The sequence below is a fragment of the Kribbella sp. NPDC050459 genome, from assembly GCF_040655315.1.
Lineage (GTDB): Bacteria > Actinomycetota > Actinomycetes > Propionibacteriales > Kribbellaceae > Kribbella.
On record NZ_JBFAJQ010000008.1, the window covers coordinates 251984 to 265945 of the forward strand.

Below are 13962 nucleotides of genomic sequence, written 5' to 3' on the forward strand. Positions count from 1 at the left end.
GCTCCACCGCGTCGTGAACAAGCGGTTGATGGACGCACCCGCTGTTCGCTTCGGGTTATCGGAGTGGTAATCAGGCGGCGTATTATCCGGCCGTGACGTTGCGACGCGGGAAGTTGGCGACGGCGGCGCGGACGTTGGTGCAGGTGTTCGAGGAGACCGCCGGACAGTTCGCCGACGAGCCGGCGCTGGACGACGGCAGCGTCAGCCTCAGCTATCGCGAACTGCTGGCCCAGACCACCAAGTTCGCCGCCCGGCTGACCGCGGCGGGGATCGGACCGGGAGACCGGGTCGGCATCCGGATCTCGTCCGGGCACAACGACCTGTACGTCGCGATTCTCGGCACCCTGCAGGCCGGCGCCGCGTATGTCCCGGTCGACGCGGACGACCCGGACGAGCGCGCCGAGCTGGTCTTCGGGGAGGCAGCCGTCGCGGCCACTGTCGGTGACGAGCTCGAGCTCACCCTCACCCGCCCGTACCAACCGCCGCTCGCCGACAACGACGCGGCCAACGGCGCCTTCGACTACCCGTACTCCGCCCGCATGGATGCCACGAGCACGACCGACACCCCGCGCGGCACAGCCGGCCCCGAGCCGGGCGACGACGCCTGGATCATCTTCACCTCCGGCTCGACCGGCGTACCGAAAGGTGTGGCGGTCACGCACCGCTCGGCGGCCGCGTTCGTCGACGCCGAGGCCCGGCTGTTCCTGCAGAGCGAGCCGATCGGGCCCGACGACCGGGTCCTGGCCGGCCTGTCCGTCGCGTTCGACGCGTCCTGCGAGGAGATGTGGCTGGCCTGGCGGCACGGCGCCTGCCTGGTGCCCGCACCCCGCTCACTGGTCCGTACCGGTATGGACCTCGGTCCCTGGTTGGTTGCCCAAGGCATCACCATCGTCTCGACCGTGCCGACGCTCGCCGCGCTCTGGCCGCCGGACGCCCTCGACCAGGTCCGGCTGCTGATCTTCGGCGGCGAGGCGTGTCCGCCGGAGCTGGCCGAGCGGCTGGCCGTCGACGGCCGCGAGGTCTGGAACACCTACGGCCCGACCGAGGCCACCGTCGTCGCGTGCGCGGCCCAGCTCACCGGCGAAGGACCGGTCCGGATCGGCCTGCCGCTGGACGGCTGGGATCTGGCCGTAGTAGATGCTGCAGGCAACGAAGTCGCGGACGGTGAGATCGGCGAGCTGATCATCGGCGGCGTCGGCCTGGCCCGGTACCTGGACCCGGTCAAGGACGCCGAGAAGTTCGCCCCGATGCCGACGCTCGGCTGGGAGCGGGCGTATCGCAGCGGTGACCTGGTGCGGTCCGACCCACTGGGCCTGCTGTTCCAGGGCCGGGCCGACGAGCAGGTCAAGCTCGGCGGCCGGCGGATCGAGCTCGGCGAGGTCGACGCGGCCCTGCAGTCGCTCCCGGGCGTCTCCGGCGCGGCAGCCGCCGTACGCAACAGCGCCGCCGGCAATCAGCTCCTCGTCGGGTACGTCGTGCCGGACGAGCCGGACGCGTTCGAGACCGCCAAGGCCACCGAGCGGCTGCGCGAGGCGCTGCCTGCCGCGCTCGTACCGTTGCTGGCCGTCGTCGACACCCTGCCGACCAGGACCTCCGGCAAGGTCGACCGCAACGCGCTGCCCTGGCCGCTGGCCGGGATGGACAGCGAAGGCCCGGCCGCGGACCTCGACGGTACGGCGGGCTGGCTGGCCGAGCGCTGGACGAAGGTCCTCGGCGCCAAGGTCACCGGCGCCGACAACGACTTCTTCCTGCACGGCGGCGGCAGCCTCGCCGCGGCGCAGCTCGTGTCCGCCCTGCGTGAGCGGTACCCGGAAGTCACCGTCGGCGACATCTACGAGTACCCGCGCCTCGGCGCCCTGGCCGAACGGCTCGACGACGTCCAGCCGGTCGCGCTCGAGCCGGTCGAGGTCCGCGAGATCCGGCCGACCCCGAAGGGCACGCAGGTCCTGCAGACCGGGCTGACGCTGATCCTGCAGACCGTGGTCGGCCTCCGCTGGCTGGTCTACCTGTTCACGCTGAACAACCTCCTCGCCGCACTGATCGACCCGCTCCCGTGGGCGCGGACCGTGTCCTGGTGGTGGATCCTGGCCGGCTGGCTGATCCTGATCAGCCCCGCGGGCCGGATGGGTATCGCGGTCGTCGGCGCCCGGATCCTGCTGCGGGGAGTGAAACCCGGGACGTACCCGCGCGGCGGCACCGTCCACGTCCGGCTCTGGGCCGCGGAGAACCTCGCCGACGCGGCCGGCGCCGCCAACCTCGCGGGCGCTCCCTGGATCGCGTACTACGCCCGCGCGCTCGGCGCGAAGATCGGCCGCGGCGTCGACCTGCACACGCTGCCGCCGGTGACCGGCATGCTCACCATGGGGCGCGGCGCCTCGATCGAGCCCGAGGTCGACCTGGCCGGCTACTGGATCGACGGCGACCAGCTGCACATCGGCGCGGTCACCGTCGGCGCGGAGGCGGTCGTCGGCTCCCGCAGCACGCTGCTCCCGGGCGCGGAGATCGGCCGCAACGCCGAGATCATGGCCGGGTCGGCCGTGTCCGGGAAGGTCCCCGAGAACGAACGCTGGTCAGGCTCCCCCGCGGCGCGGATCGGCCGCGCACGGCACCCGTGGCCCGACCACCGTCCCGACCGCGCTCCGTGGTGGGTGGCGGCGTACGGCGCCCAGTCGGCCGCCATGTCGTTGATCCCCGTCGCGGGGGCCGCCGCGGCGTTCGCGGTCCTGGGGAACGCACTGCGCGGCACTCAGGACCTGCAGGACGCGGCGCTGCACGCCCTCGGCGCGGTGCCGCTGATGACGCTGGTCGGTTTCGCCACCATCGCGGTCCTCACGCTGGCCGGCGTCCGGCTGCTCGGTATCGGGATCAAGCCCGGTCACTACCCGGTCCGTAGCCGGATCGGGTGGCAGGTCTGGGCGACCGAGCGCCTGCTCGACTCGGCGCGGACGCTGCTCTTCCCGCTGTACGCGAGCCTGCTGACGCCGTGGTGGTTGCGGACGCTGGGCGCGAAGATCGGTCGCGATGTCGAGGCGTCGACGGTCCTGCTGCTGCCGAAGATGACCACCGTCGGCGAGGGCGCGTTCCTCGCCGACGACACGATGATCGCGTCGTACGAGCTCGGCGGCGGCTGGCTGCACGTGGCCGGCGCGAAGGTCGGCAAGCGCGCCTTCCTGGGGAACTCCGGGATGACCGCGCCCGGCCGCAGCGTGCCGAAGAACGGCCTGGTCGCGGTGCTGTCCGCGGCGCCGAAGAAGTCCAAGGCCGGTACGTCGTGGCTCGGCTCGCCGCCCGTGAAGCTGCGCCGCCAGGCCGTCGCGGGTGACCAGAGCCGGACCTTCAACCCGCCGTACAAGCTCAAGGTCGCGCGCGCCCTGGTCGAGCTGTGCCGGTTCGTCCCGATGATGTGCACGGTGCTGATCGCGCTCGGCGTCCTGTTCGCGCTGCAGGCGCTGGACCTCTGGCTCGGGCCGTGGTGGACGATGCTGCTGTCCGGCGCGGTGATCCTCACCGCCGGCGCCGTCGCGGGCGGGATGGCGACGGTCGCCAAGTGGCTGATCGTGGGCCGGACGAGAGCCGTCGAGTATCCGCTGTGGAGCTCGTTCGTCTGGCGCAACGAGGTGGTCGACAGCTTCGTCGAGCTCGTCTCCGCGCCCTGGTTCGCGAACGCCGCCGCCGGTACCCCGGTGCTCAACCTCTGGCTGCGGTCACTCGGAGCGAAGATCGGCAAGGGCGTCTGGTGCGAGACGTACTGGTTGCCGGAGGCGGATCTGGTCACCCTGGGCGACGGCGCCACGGTGAATCGCGGTTGCGTGCTGCAGACGCACCTTTTTCATGATCGAGTTCTCTCCATGAACACAGTCACCTTCGGCCCCGGGGCGACCCTCGGCCCGCACGGCATCGTCCTCCCGGCCGCCGCGGTAGGAGCAGGCGCTACCATCGGCCCGGTGTCGCTCGTGATGCGTGGTGAAGGTGTGCCGGCGGGTACGCGCTGGGCCGGGAACCCCATTGCGCCATGGCAGCACAGTGCTCCCTGGCAGGGCTGATGGTTGACCGCTATGTACCGAGCCATGGAAGTACCGACTACAAGGTGGAGTCGTACGAGCTCGAGCTCGACTACCGGGTCAACAGCAACCGCCTGACCGGCAAGGCGACGATCACCGCCTACGCCACCCAGTCGCTCTCCCGCTTCAGCCTCGACCTGTCCGGTCTCCGCGTCTCGAAGGTGTCGGTGAACGGCCGCCGGCCGCAGCGGTACGCCCATCGCGGCGGCAAACTGCACATCACCCCGGCGACGCCGATCCCGGACGGCGCCGAGTTCTCGGTCGACATCCAGTACGGCGGCAATCCGAGGCCCGAGGACAGCCCGTGGGGCGAGCTCGGCTGGGAGGAGCTCACCGAGGGCGTGATCGTCGCCAGCCAGCCGAGCGGCGCGGCCACCTGGTTCCCGTGCAACGACCACCCCGGCGACAAGGCGCACTACCGCATCTCGATCACCACCGACTCGCCGTACCAGGTGGTCGCGAACGGGCGGCTGGTGTCCCGCCGGGTGAAGGCGAGCCGTACGACGTGGGTGTTCGACCAGGCCGCGCCGATGGCGACGTACCTCGCGACCGTGCAGATCGGCCGGTACGACGAGGTGGACCTGGCGGTGTCGCCGGTGACGATCCGCGGCGTGCTGCCGGCCGGCCGGATCCGCGAGTTCCGGCACGACTTCGGGCGGCAGCAGGACATGATGAAGCTGTTCTGCCGGCAGTTCGGGCCGTACCCGTTCGGCGGGTACACGGTCGTGGTGACCGACGACCCGCTGGAGATCCCGCTCGAGGCGCAGGGCATCTCGGTGTTCGGCAGCAACCACGTCGACGGGCGGAACGGCTCGGAGCGGCTGGTCGCGCACGAGTTGGCGCACCAGTGGTTCGGCAACAGCCTGACGCCGGCGAACTGGCAGCACATCTGGCTGAACGAGGGCTTCGCCTGCTACGCCGAGTGGCTGTGGTCGGAGGAGTCGCGCGGGCTGACCGCGGATCAGCAGGTGGCCAAGGCGTACTCGCGGTTGAAGGGTCTGCCACAGGACCTGATGCTGTCGGATCCGGGGCCGGACCTGATGTTCGACGACCGCCTGTACAAGCGCGGCGCGATCACGCTGCACGTACTGCGCAACCACCTCGGTGACGCCCCGTTCTTCGACCTGCTCCGCACCTGGACCAAGACGCACCGGCACGGGTCGGTCACCACGGCGGAGTTCATCGCGCTCGCCTCGACGTTCAGCCCGGACGAGGAGGCGCTGCGGCACCTCTTCGCCGCCTGGCTGGACTCGTACGAGCTGCCGCCGTTGCCGCGTCGGCGCTAGGTCTCGTCTGGGCTAGGTTCGTGCGACCTCGGCGGCGGCTTTCACGAAGCGTTCCGTCAGCGGGGTCCTGGTTGCCCAGGCCGCGCCTGTCCACCAGGTCGCGGCACGGCCGGGAAGTGGGACCAGGCGGATCTCGGGCGGGGCGATCCGCTCCGCGGTCTGCGGTACGACGGCAGGCCCGACGCCGGCCGCGGTCAGAGCCAGGACGGTCTGCAGGTCACCGGCTTCCTGAAGTATTTGCGGGTGGCAACCAAGCTCGGCGTACAGCGTGTTGATCTGCGCCGTCAGCCCCGGCCCGCGGCCCGGCGTCAGGCGGACGAGCGGCCGCGCGTCGATCCAGCCGACAAGATCGCGCGGCAACTCCTGATCGGCGGGTACGGCGAGAGCAAGCCGGTCCCGTCGTAACCGAAGGTGCTCGAGCCCCGCGGGCACCGGCAGCCTGACGAACCCGATGTGCAGGCTGCCCGCGAGCAGCCGCTCGCACTGCCTCGCCGACGACATGTCCTCGAGCGAGATCGTCACTCCCGGCCACCGGCTCCGGAACAGTGCCACCGCCCGCGGGGCCAGCTCGATCCCGGACAGCCCGAACCCGATCGCCAACGATCCCTCGGCCCCGGAGGCCACCTGCGCGGCGCGTCGTTCGAAGGCCTCCGAGCGGTCCAGCAACTCCAGAGCGTCAGCAAGCAGCAGCTCACCCGCCGGAGTCAGCCGGGCGCCGTGACGGCCGCGGTCGAACAGCACCGCGCCGACCCGGCGCTCCAGCACCTGGACCTGCTTGGTCAGCGCCGGCTGGCTGGTCGACAGTTCCGCGGCCGCGGCGCCGAAGTTCCGCAGCCTGGCCACCGTGACGAACGCCCGGAGCAGACGAAGATCCATAACCTCAGGATATGGAATCGGTCCGAACGACTATTGGACGTCATAGATGCCTGCGCGTTTCGATAGGGACATGACGTCCTTCCGCGCAGCCGTTGTCCAGTTCGAGCCGACCCCCGACGACCCCGCCGCCAATCTCGCCACCGTCGAGCGACTGGCCCGCGATGCGGTCGGCGACGGCGCCCGGCTGGTCGTGTTCCCGGAGATGTGTCTGCTCGGCTACTGGCATCTCCGACGCCATCCGCCGTCACGGCTACGGGAGCTCGCCGAGCCCGTCGACGGGCCGCTGGTCGGCCGGGTGCTTGCTCTGGCCAAGGAACTCGGGGCCGGGATCGGCGTCGGGTTCCTGGAAGATGCCGACGGCACGCTGTTCAACGCGTACGCCGTGTGCCTGCCGGACGGGCGGGTCGAGGTGCATCGCAAGCTGCACGCGTTCGAGCACGAGGAGATCGCGAGCGGGTCGACGTACACGGTGTTCGACACACCGTGGGGATTCCGGGCCGGCGTGCTGATCTGCTGGGACAACAACCTGGTCGAGAACGTGCGGATCACCGCGTTGCTCGGCGCAACCGTTCTGCTCGCGCCGCATCAGACCGGCGGGACCGACTCCCGCAGTCCGTACGGCATGAAGCCGATCCCGTTGCCGGTCTGGGAAAACCGCGCGGTGGACCCTGCCGCCGTGGAAGCGGCGTTCAACGGGCCGAGCGGGCGCGGGTGGCTGATGCGGTGGTTGCCGGCGCGGGCCCACGACAACGGCTTGTTCGTGCTGTTCAGCAACGGCGTCGGCCGGGACGACGACGAGGTCCGCACCGGCAACAGCATGATTCTCGACCCCTACGGCCGGATCGTCGCCGAGACGCCGGTCCCCGACGAGGCCGTCGTCACCGCCGACCTCGACCTCGATCTGGTGCCGCTGGCAACCGGCCGCCGCTGGCTCCGCGGCCGCCGCCCCGAGCTCTACACGCCACTCACCCAGCCGATCGGCAACGAACTCGACCCCCGCGCCGCCCGCTTCTCCCCCGACCCCGTCGACTTGCCGTCCTCGGGTCCGCACCAACCATGAACCGGACCGAGAAATGGTTGGTGCGCGCCCAAAGACGAGACGCGCGGTGCGGGGTGGAGGCGAGGGTCAGTAGATGAGGGCGGTGGCGAGGGCGGCGATGCCTTCGCCTCGGCCGGTGAGGCCCAGGCCGTCGGTGGTTGTCGCGCTGACCGACACCTCGGCGTCGCAGGCGGCGCTCAGGGCCTTCTCGGCCTCCTCGCGGCGGGCGGCGAAGCGGGGGCGGTTGGCGATCACCTGGACCGTGATGTTGCCGATCTCGAAGCCGGCCGCGCGGACCCGCCGGGCCGCCTCCGCCAGCAGTGCCGCGCCGGACGCTCCGGCCCACTCGGGCTCGGCGGTCCCGAAGTTGGAGCCGAGATCGCCCAGCCGTGCCGCGCTGAGCAGCGCGTCGCAGATCGCGTGCGCCGCGACGTCACCGTCGGAATGACCCGCCGGGCCGGACGTCTCCGCCGGCCAGTGCAGGCCGGCCAACCACATCGGGCGGCCTTCCTCCAACGGGTGGACGTCGATCCCGTTTCCTACCCGCGGGAGTTTCACCCGAGCCGCCTTTCCGCCAGCAGCGCCTCGGCCAGCAGCAGGTCCTGCGGCCGGGTCACCTTGAACGCGTCCGGCGAGCCCTCGACCGTCCGCACCGTCACCCCGAGCCTCTCGCACATCATCGCGTCGTCGGTCACGCCTGCGTCCGCACCGGCGGCATGCGCACGTCGCAGTACGTCGGGTGCGAAGCCCTGCGGCGTCTGCACCGCGACCAGGCTTGACCTGTCGGGCGTGTCAACCACCTCACCCGCCAAACCGACGCGCTTGATCGTGTCCGTGACGGGCACCACCGGTACGACAGCCTCGGCGCCGCCTCGCACCGCCGCGACCACCCGCTCGATCGCCTCGACCGGTACGAACGCCCGCGCCGCGTCGTGGACCAGGATGCAGTCGATCCCGTCGACCGGCACCACGTCCAGCGCCGCCCGCACAGAGTCGGCCCGCTCACCGCCGCCGGCCACCACGAGCAGCTGGGCGTCCCCGACGTACGGCGTGAGCTCCTTGGCGACCGTCTCCTCGGAGCCGGCCGGCACCGCAACCACGAAACAGACAAGGTCGGCGGCGGCCGCTGCCTTCAGCCCACGCACCGCGTGGACCAGCAGCGAGTCGCCACCGACCTCTCGAAACGCTTTCGGGGTCTCACCACCGAGTCGCAGCCCCAGCCCGGCCGCGGGAATCACGACCGCGCTACTCATACAAAGCTGCTTCGGACTGCGTTCGGCTGTTAGGAGGCGAGGACCTCGTCGAGGATGGCCTCGGCCTTGTCCTCGTTGGTGTGCTCGGCCAGGGCCAGCTCGGAGACGAGGATCTGGCGAGCCTTCGCCAGCATCCGCTTCTCGCCGGCGGACAGGCCGCGGTCACGCTCACGGCGCCACAGGTCGCGGACGACCTCTGCCACCTTCAGCACGTCACCGGAGTGCAGCTTCTCCAGGTTCGCCTTGTAACGTCGCGACCAGTTGGTCGGCTCCTCCGTGTGCGGTGCGCGCAGCACGTCGAAGACGCGCTCCAGCCCGGCCTGATCCACGACGTCACGCACGCCGACGAGATCGAGATTGCACGCGGGGACCCGGACGACCAGGTCGTTCTGAGCGACGATCCTCAAGACCAGATAGGTCTTGTCCTCACCTTTGATCTGACGGGTCTCGATGTCCTCGATGACGGCCGCTCCGTGATTGGGGTAAACAACCGTCTCGCCGACTGTGAAAGTCATGTGTGAAGTGCCCCTTTCCAAGATCTATCCTACCACGCGGTCGGTGGTCCGGTTGGGGCGTTTGCGCTGGTCAGGGCCCACATCTCGCCTTGACAAACAATCGGTCGCGTGCCTCGTGCGCGCGCGCACAGCTGCTCCGGACACCGCCGCGGACCCCCTCCGGAGGTATCCCGGCGTCCGGCTCGCCGACCCCGAGGGCTACGCTGTGGTGCGCCGGAGGCCGCTGCCTGACGGCATCCACAGACGGTCCGCAGTCGCCGCACACCGTGCCGCGACAGACCCGAAACAGCTTGCACGAGAGGGATTCCAGTGCCGATCACGTTGTCCTCGCGGTTCGCCCGGCGTACCGCGCTGGCGGGTGCCGCCGCCACTCTCAGTATCGCGCTGGCGGCGTGCAGCGCGAGCTTCTCCGCGCCGACCCTGCAGCCGTACCAGGCCGCCGAGGGCACGAACGTCGACTCCGGCCAGCTGAAGATCCGCAACATGCTGGTGCTGGCCGATGCCGAGGGCAAGGGCGAGTTGCACAGCGTGATCGTCAACGACGGCGACACCGCGGACACCCTGGTCAGCATCAAGCAGGCCCCGCCCGGGACCTCCGACGGCCAGGCCGGCGGCGACCAGCCGACCGAGGTCACGTTCGAGGGCATCAAGGAGCCGGTCGACCTCGCACCGCACTCCGCGCTGCTACTGCCGGGCACCGGCGCCGAGACCCCGAGCGCGACCCCGTCCGCCACTCCGACGGACACCCCGACCGAGACCCCGTCGGCCCCGACCCCGGGCGCCGAGGACGGCGGGCCGACGGTCGTCGTGACCGGCGCGAAGCCCGGCCAGATGGTCAACGTGACCATCACCTTCGGCACCGCGGCGCCGATCTCCACCTACATCCCGGTCCTCACCGACGACCACTACTCGCCGTCCGCGTCCCCGGCCGAGTAACTCTCCCCGCCCCGAACGAAACAGCAGAACGGGCCGCCCCGGCGCGGGACGGCCCGTTTCCTGCTCAGCCCTTGCCGGCCGAGGCTGCCTTCGAGAGGCCCGGCAGGACCTTGTCGAGGACCCACGGGACGCTCAGCACACTGACCGCGCTCATCCCGGAGATCACCTGCTGGTCCTGCAGCGGGTACGCGCCACCGGTCTTGACTGCCTCGAGCGACGAGTAGACCGGGTCGGCCAGGAACTTCTGGGTCCCGATCCCGTCGACGTACGCGATCAGCACGTCCGCGTCGACGTCGGCGACCTTCTCCTTGCTGACGGCCAGCGAGAACTCCTTCTTCGCGTTCGTCTTCTCCAGCGCCTCGACGCCCGGCGCGTTCTTGAAGCCCATCTCGTTCAGGATCTGCACGCGCGGGTCGCCCGGCATGTAGATGTAGTTCTCGGGGCCGAACGAGCCGACCGTGATGGTCTTGTCCTTGAACTCGGGGTGCTCGGCCGCGACCTGCTTGATCTTGTCCTGGATCCCGGTGATCAACTTCTCCGCGTCGGCCTTCCGGCCGAGCGCCTCACCGACCAGCAGCGTCTGGTCCTGCCAGGTGGTCTGCCACGGCGCCCCCGGGTACGCGACGGTCGGCGCGATCCCGCTCAGGGTCTTGTACGCCGCCTCGTCGAAGCCCTCGTACGGGGCCAGGATGACGTCCGGCTTCAGCGCCGCGATCTGCTCGAACGGGTACTTGTCGCCGGTGTCCAGCAGCGTCGTCTTCGACTTGTCGAACTTGCCGGCGTCCCACGCGGTGACGCCCTCGGGGGTCGGGCCGTAGGTGACCTTCGGCATCCCGACCGGGGTCTCGCCGAGCGCGTAGACCACGTCCTGGGCGTTCCAGCCGAGCGTGACGATCCGCTCCGGCTTCGTGGTGATGGTCGTCTCGCCGAACGTGTTCTTCAGCGTGACCGGGAACCCGGACTGTGCCGCGCCGGCCGACGACTCGGCCTGCTTGTCGCCGTCGTTGCCGCAGGCGGCCAGCGTGGTCGTGGCGAGCAGTACGGCACTGACCGCACTGACGACCTTGCTACGGGACCAGGACATGGATGACTCTCCTTAGCTTGCTCAACTAAGGAGAGCCTAAGCTAACCCGGCGGGCCGTCGCGACCCGCGGGCGTGTGACTCAGGACTCGAACTTGTAGCCCAGACCACGCACCGTGACCAGGTGCTGCGGGTTCGACGGGTCCTTCTCGAGCTTCGAACGCAGCCGCTTGACGTGCACGTCCAGGGTCTTGGTGTCGCCCACGTAGTCGGCGCCCCAGATCCGGTCGATCAGCTGCCCCCGGGTGAGCACGCGCCCGGTGTTCCGCAGCAGCATCTCGAGCAGCTCGAACTCCTTCAGCGGGAGCCGGATCTCGGTCCCGGACACCGTCACCACGTGCCGCTCGACGTCCATCCGGACCGGGCCCGCCTCGAGCGTGTCCGGCAGCAGCTCGACGTCCTGCCCACGCCGCAGTACGGCACGGACGCGGGCGAGCAGCTCGCGCGGGCTGTACGGCTTGGTCACGTAGTCGTCCGCGCCCAGCTCGAGCCCGACGACCTTGTCGACCTCGGTGTCCTTGGCGCTGACGATGATCACCGGGACGTTGCCCCGGCTGCGGAGCGCCCGGCAGACCTCCGTGCCGGACAGACCCGGCAGCATCAGGTCGAGCAGGACGATGTCCGCACCGGCGCGGTCGTACTCGTCCAGCGCGTCCGGTCCGGTCTCCGCAACGGCGACCTCGAACCCTTCCTTGCGCAGCACGTACGACAGCGCGTCGCTGTAGCTCTCTTCGTCTTCGACGACCAGCACTCGGGTCACGAAGCTGTCTCCTTTGCGATCTGACCTGACGGGGTAGGCGTCAGGTGTGTTGCCGCCTCCTCCTGGCTGGCGGAGTCGGCTTGTCCCGAAGCGGGGTCGAGCCGCAACGGAAGTCTCACGGTGAAAGTGGAGCCCTGGCCCTCGACACTCCAGACCCGCACGTCACCGCCGTGGATCGACGCGATGTGCTTGACGATCGAGAGGCCCAGCCCGGTGCCGCCGGTCTCCCGGCTGCGGGCCCTGTCGACGCGGTAGAACCGCTCGAAGATCCGCTCCAGGTCGCCGCTCGGGATGCCCACGCCCTGGTCGGACACGGTCACCTCGACCAGGTCGCCGATCGGGTGCGCGGTGACCGCGACCCGGGTGCCGTCCGGGCTGTAGTTGACGGCGTTCTCGACCAGGTTGCCGATCGCCATCGCCAGCTGGTCCTCGCTGCCCAGCACCTCGAGCTCCGGCTCGGTCTTCACCACGATCTTGATGTCGCGGTCCTCGGCGTCGATCCGGCAGCGGTCCACCGCCGCCTCGATGACCGCGTTCACGTCGACCGGACCGGGATTCTCCAGCGGGTCGTCGCCCTGCAGCCGGGACAGCTCGATGATCTCCTTGACCAGCCGGCTCAGCCGGGACGCCTCGACCCGCATCCGGTCCGAGAACCGCTGCACCGCCTCCGGGTCGTCCGAGGCCTCCGAGACCGCGTCGGCCAGCAGGATCAGCGCGCCGACCGGGGTCTTCAGCTCATGGCTGACGTTGACGGTGAAGTCCCGCCGGATCGCGTCCAGGCGGCGCTCCCGGGTGCGGTCCTCGACGAGCACCAGCACCAGCTGGCTGCCCAGCGGCGCCACCCGGGCGCTGACGTACTGCGTGGCGCCGAGCCGTCCCCGGACGATCTCCAGGTCTTGCTGGCGAATCTCGCCGTCGCGGCGGACCTGGCGGACCATCGTCAGGATGTCGTCGACCACGAGCCGCTCGCCACGGACGATGCCGAGCACGTGGGCCGGGGCGCTGGCCTGGAGCACCTGGTCCTCGGGCCCCATCACGACCGCCGAGGACCGCAGCACCGACAGCACCGTGGCGACGCCCGAGGGCACAGCCGGCTCTGGGGACTCCGGGATCTTGCGCTGCGCGCGTTCCGACAGCATCATCGCGCCGAGCGAAAGCAGAGCCAGGGCCGCGCCGATGACGCCGCCCAGCACCGCAGCCAGCGTGGGGTCCACGGCAACGATGCTACGCGGGCGACCAGCAGGGAAAGACCGAATGAGCACCGGATGACCGGGACACGACTCAACTGTTCATCAGGCGTTCACCACTAGTCGCCGTCCGGCAACCTCGACGCCGTACGGTCACCGTTGGGCGGGGCGCCGTACCCGGTCCCGCCGCGGCACCGGACACCACAGATCGGATTCGAACACCATGCGTGACACGTACCACGAGCAGCTCGACGACATCCTCGCCGAGCTGGAGCGGATGACGCGGACAGTGTCCACCGCCGTCCGCCGGTCGACGTCGGCCCTGCTCGAGGCGGACATCCGCAAGGCCGAGGAAGTCATCGCGGCCGACATCCAGCTCGACGCCGCCGGTGAAGGCGTCGAGGAGAAGGTCTTCGAGCTGATGGCCCGCCAGTCCCCGGTCGCCAACGAGCTGCGGATGCTCGTCGCCGCGCTGCGGATGGTCGCCGACCTCGAGCGGATGGGCGACCTGGCCGCGCACGTGTCCAAGATCGCCCGGCTGCGCTACCCGGCGCCCGCGATCCCGGCCGAGCTGCACGACGTGATCGAGTCGATGGGCTCGGTCGCCGGCAAGATGGTCGACGCCGCCGGCGACGTGATCGCCTCCCGCGACGTCGAGGCCGCCGGCCGGCTCGAGGCCAGCGACGACGAGATGGACAAGCTCCGCTCCAACCAGTTCCGGCTGATGATGGACGACCACTGGCCGCACGGCGTCGAGGTCGCCGTCGACATGGCCCTGCTCAGCCGCTACTACGAGCGCATCTCCGACCACGCGGTCGCGATGGCCCGCCGCGTCGTCTACCTCGTCACCGGCGAACTCCCCGTCGCCGTCGGCGGCACCGCCGCCGGCTCCGGCGCCGGCGCCTCCACCCCCAACCCCAACGGCAACTGACCCAACCCCCAACAGGCGCCCCCGGCAAGTTGCCGGG

12 protein-coding genes are annotated in these 13962 nt (G+C 70.5%); 5 read left to right on the forward strand and 7 right to left on the reverse strand.

Going from position 1 to position 13962, the window contains the following annotated elements:
- Positions 1-92: 92 nt before the first annotated feature.
- Positions 93-4043, forward strand: coding sequence for a Pls/PosA family non-ribosomal peptide synthetase (locus AB0I12_RS25800; RefSeq protein WP_359934206.1), 3951 nt, complete (start codon positions 93-95; stop codon positions 4041-4043).
- Positions 4043-5347 carry a M1 family metallopeptidase gene (locus AB0I12_RS25805; protein ID WP_359934208.1) on the forward strand — a complete coding sequence of 435 codons (1305 nt, stop codon included), beginning with the start codon at positions 4043-4045 and terminating at the stop codon, positions 5345-5347. Before AB0I12_RS25800 ends, AB0I12_RS25805 begins: the two co-directional genes overlap by 1 nt.
- Positions 5348-5359: 12 nt before the next feature.
- Here the strand turns inward: AB0I12_RS25805 and AB0I12_RS25810 are convergent, their stop codons facing one another.
- Positions 5360-6223, reverse strand: coding sequence for a LysR family transcriptional regulator (locus tag AB0I12_RS25810; RefSeq protein ID WP_359934210.1), 864 nt, complete (start codon positions 6221-6223; stop codon positions 5360-5362).
- A 70-nt stretch (positions 6224-6293) separates the two neighbouring features.
- Between AB0I12_RS25810 and AB0I12_RS25815 the strand changes: the two genes are divergently transcribed.
- Complete coding sequence (locus AB0I12_RS25815; RefSeq protein WP_359934212.1) at positions 6294-7283, forward strand: nitrilase family protein; 990 nt, start codon at positions 6294-6296, stop codon at positions 7281-7283.
- Positions 7284-7349: 66 nt separating this feature from the next.
- On the opposite strand, the gene ispF is transcribed toward AB0I12_RS25815, so the two are convergent.
- The 3 genes from ispF to AB0I12_RS25830 are packed head-to-tail and all read right to left on the reverse strand — an operon-like array spanning position 7350 to position 9030.
- Positions 7350-7820, reverse strand: coding sequence for a 2-C-methyl-D-erythritol 2,4-cyclodiphosphate synthase (gene ispF / locus AB0I12_RS25820; RefSeq protein ID WP_359934214.1), 471 nt, complete (start codon positions 7818-7820; stop codon positions 7350-7352).
- The gene (gene ispD / locus AB0I12_RS25825; protein WP_359934216.1) at positions 7817-8515 is read right to left on the reverse strand and encodes a 2-C-methyl-D-erythritol 4-phosphate cytidylyltransferase; all 699 of its coding nucleotides are present in this window, start codon (positions 8513-8515) and stop codon (positions 7817-7819) included. The genes ispF and ispD overlap by 4 nt, the downstream gene beginning before the upstream one ends.
- Positions 8516-8544: 29 nt before the next feature.
- A complete protein-coding gene (locus tag AB0I12_RS25830; protein WP_130446326.1) occupies positions 8545-9030 on the reverse strand; it encodes a CarD family transcriptional regulator in 486 nt (161 codons plus the stop codon).
- Positions 9031-9339: 309 nt separating this feature from the next.
- Here AB0I12_RS25830 and AB0I12_RS25835 point away from each other — a divergent pair, with 309 nt between their 5' ends.
- Positions 9340-9966, forward strand: a complete 627-nt coding sequence (locus tag AB0I12_RS25835; protein WP_359934219.1) for a hypothetical protein — start codon at positions 9340-9342, stop codon at positions 9964-9966.
- Positions 9967-10030: 64 nt separating this feature from the next.
- On the opposite strand, the gene AB0I12_RS25840 is transcribed toward AB0I12_RS25835, so the two are convergent.
- From AB0I12_RS25840 to AB0I12_RS25850, 3 genes are all read right to left on the reverse strand, one after another.
- Complete coding sequence (locus AB0I12_RS25840; RefSeq protein ID WP_359934221.1) at positions 10031-11050, reverse strand: iron-siderophore ABC transporter substrate-binding protein; 1020 nt, start codon at positions 11048-11050, stop codon at positions 10031-10033.
- A gap of 79 nt (positions 11051-11129) precedes the next feature.
- Positions 11130-11807, reverse strand: coding sequence for a response regulator transcription factor (locus AB0I12_RS25845; protein WP_133787236.1), 678 nt, complete (start codon positions 11805-11807; stop codon positions 11130-11132).
- Entirely contained in the window at positions 11804-13021 is a 1218-nt protein-coding gene (locus AB0I12_RS25850) for an ATP-binding protein (protein ID WP_359934224.1), read from the reverse strand. The genes AB0I12_RS25845 and AB0I12_RS25850 overlap by 4 nt, the downstream gene beginning before the upstream one ends.
- 196 nt (positions 13022-13217) lie before the next feature.
- On the opposite strand from AB0I12_RS25850, the gene phoU reads away from it, so the two are divergent.
- Positions 13218-13925, forward strand: a complete 708-nt coding sequence (gene phoU / locus AB0I12_RS25855) for a phosphate signaling complex protein PhoU (protein WP_355695800.1) — start codon at positions 13218-13220, stop codon at positions 13923-13925.
- Positions 13926-13962: the final 37 nt, after the last annotated feature.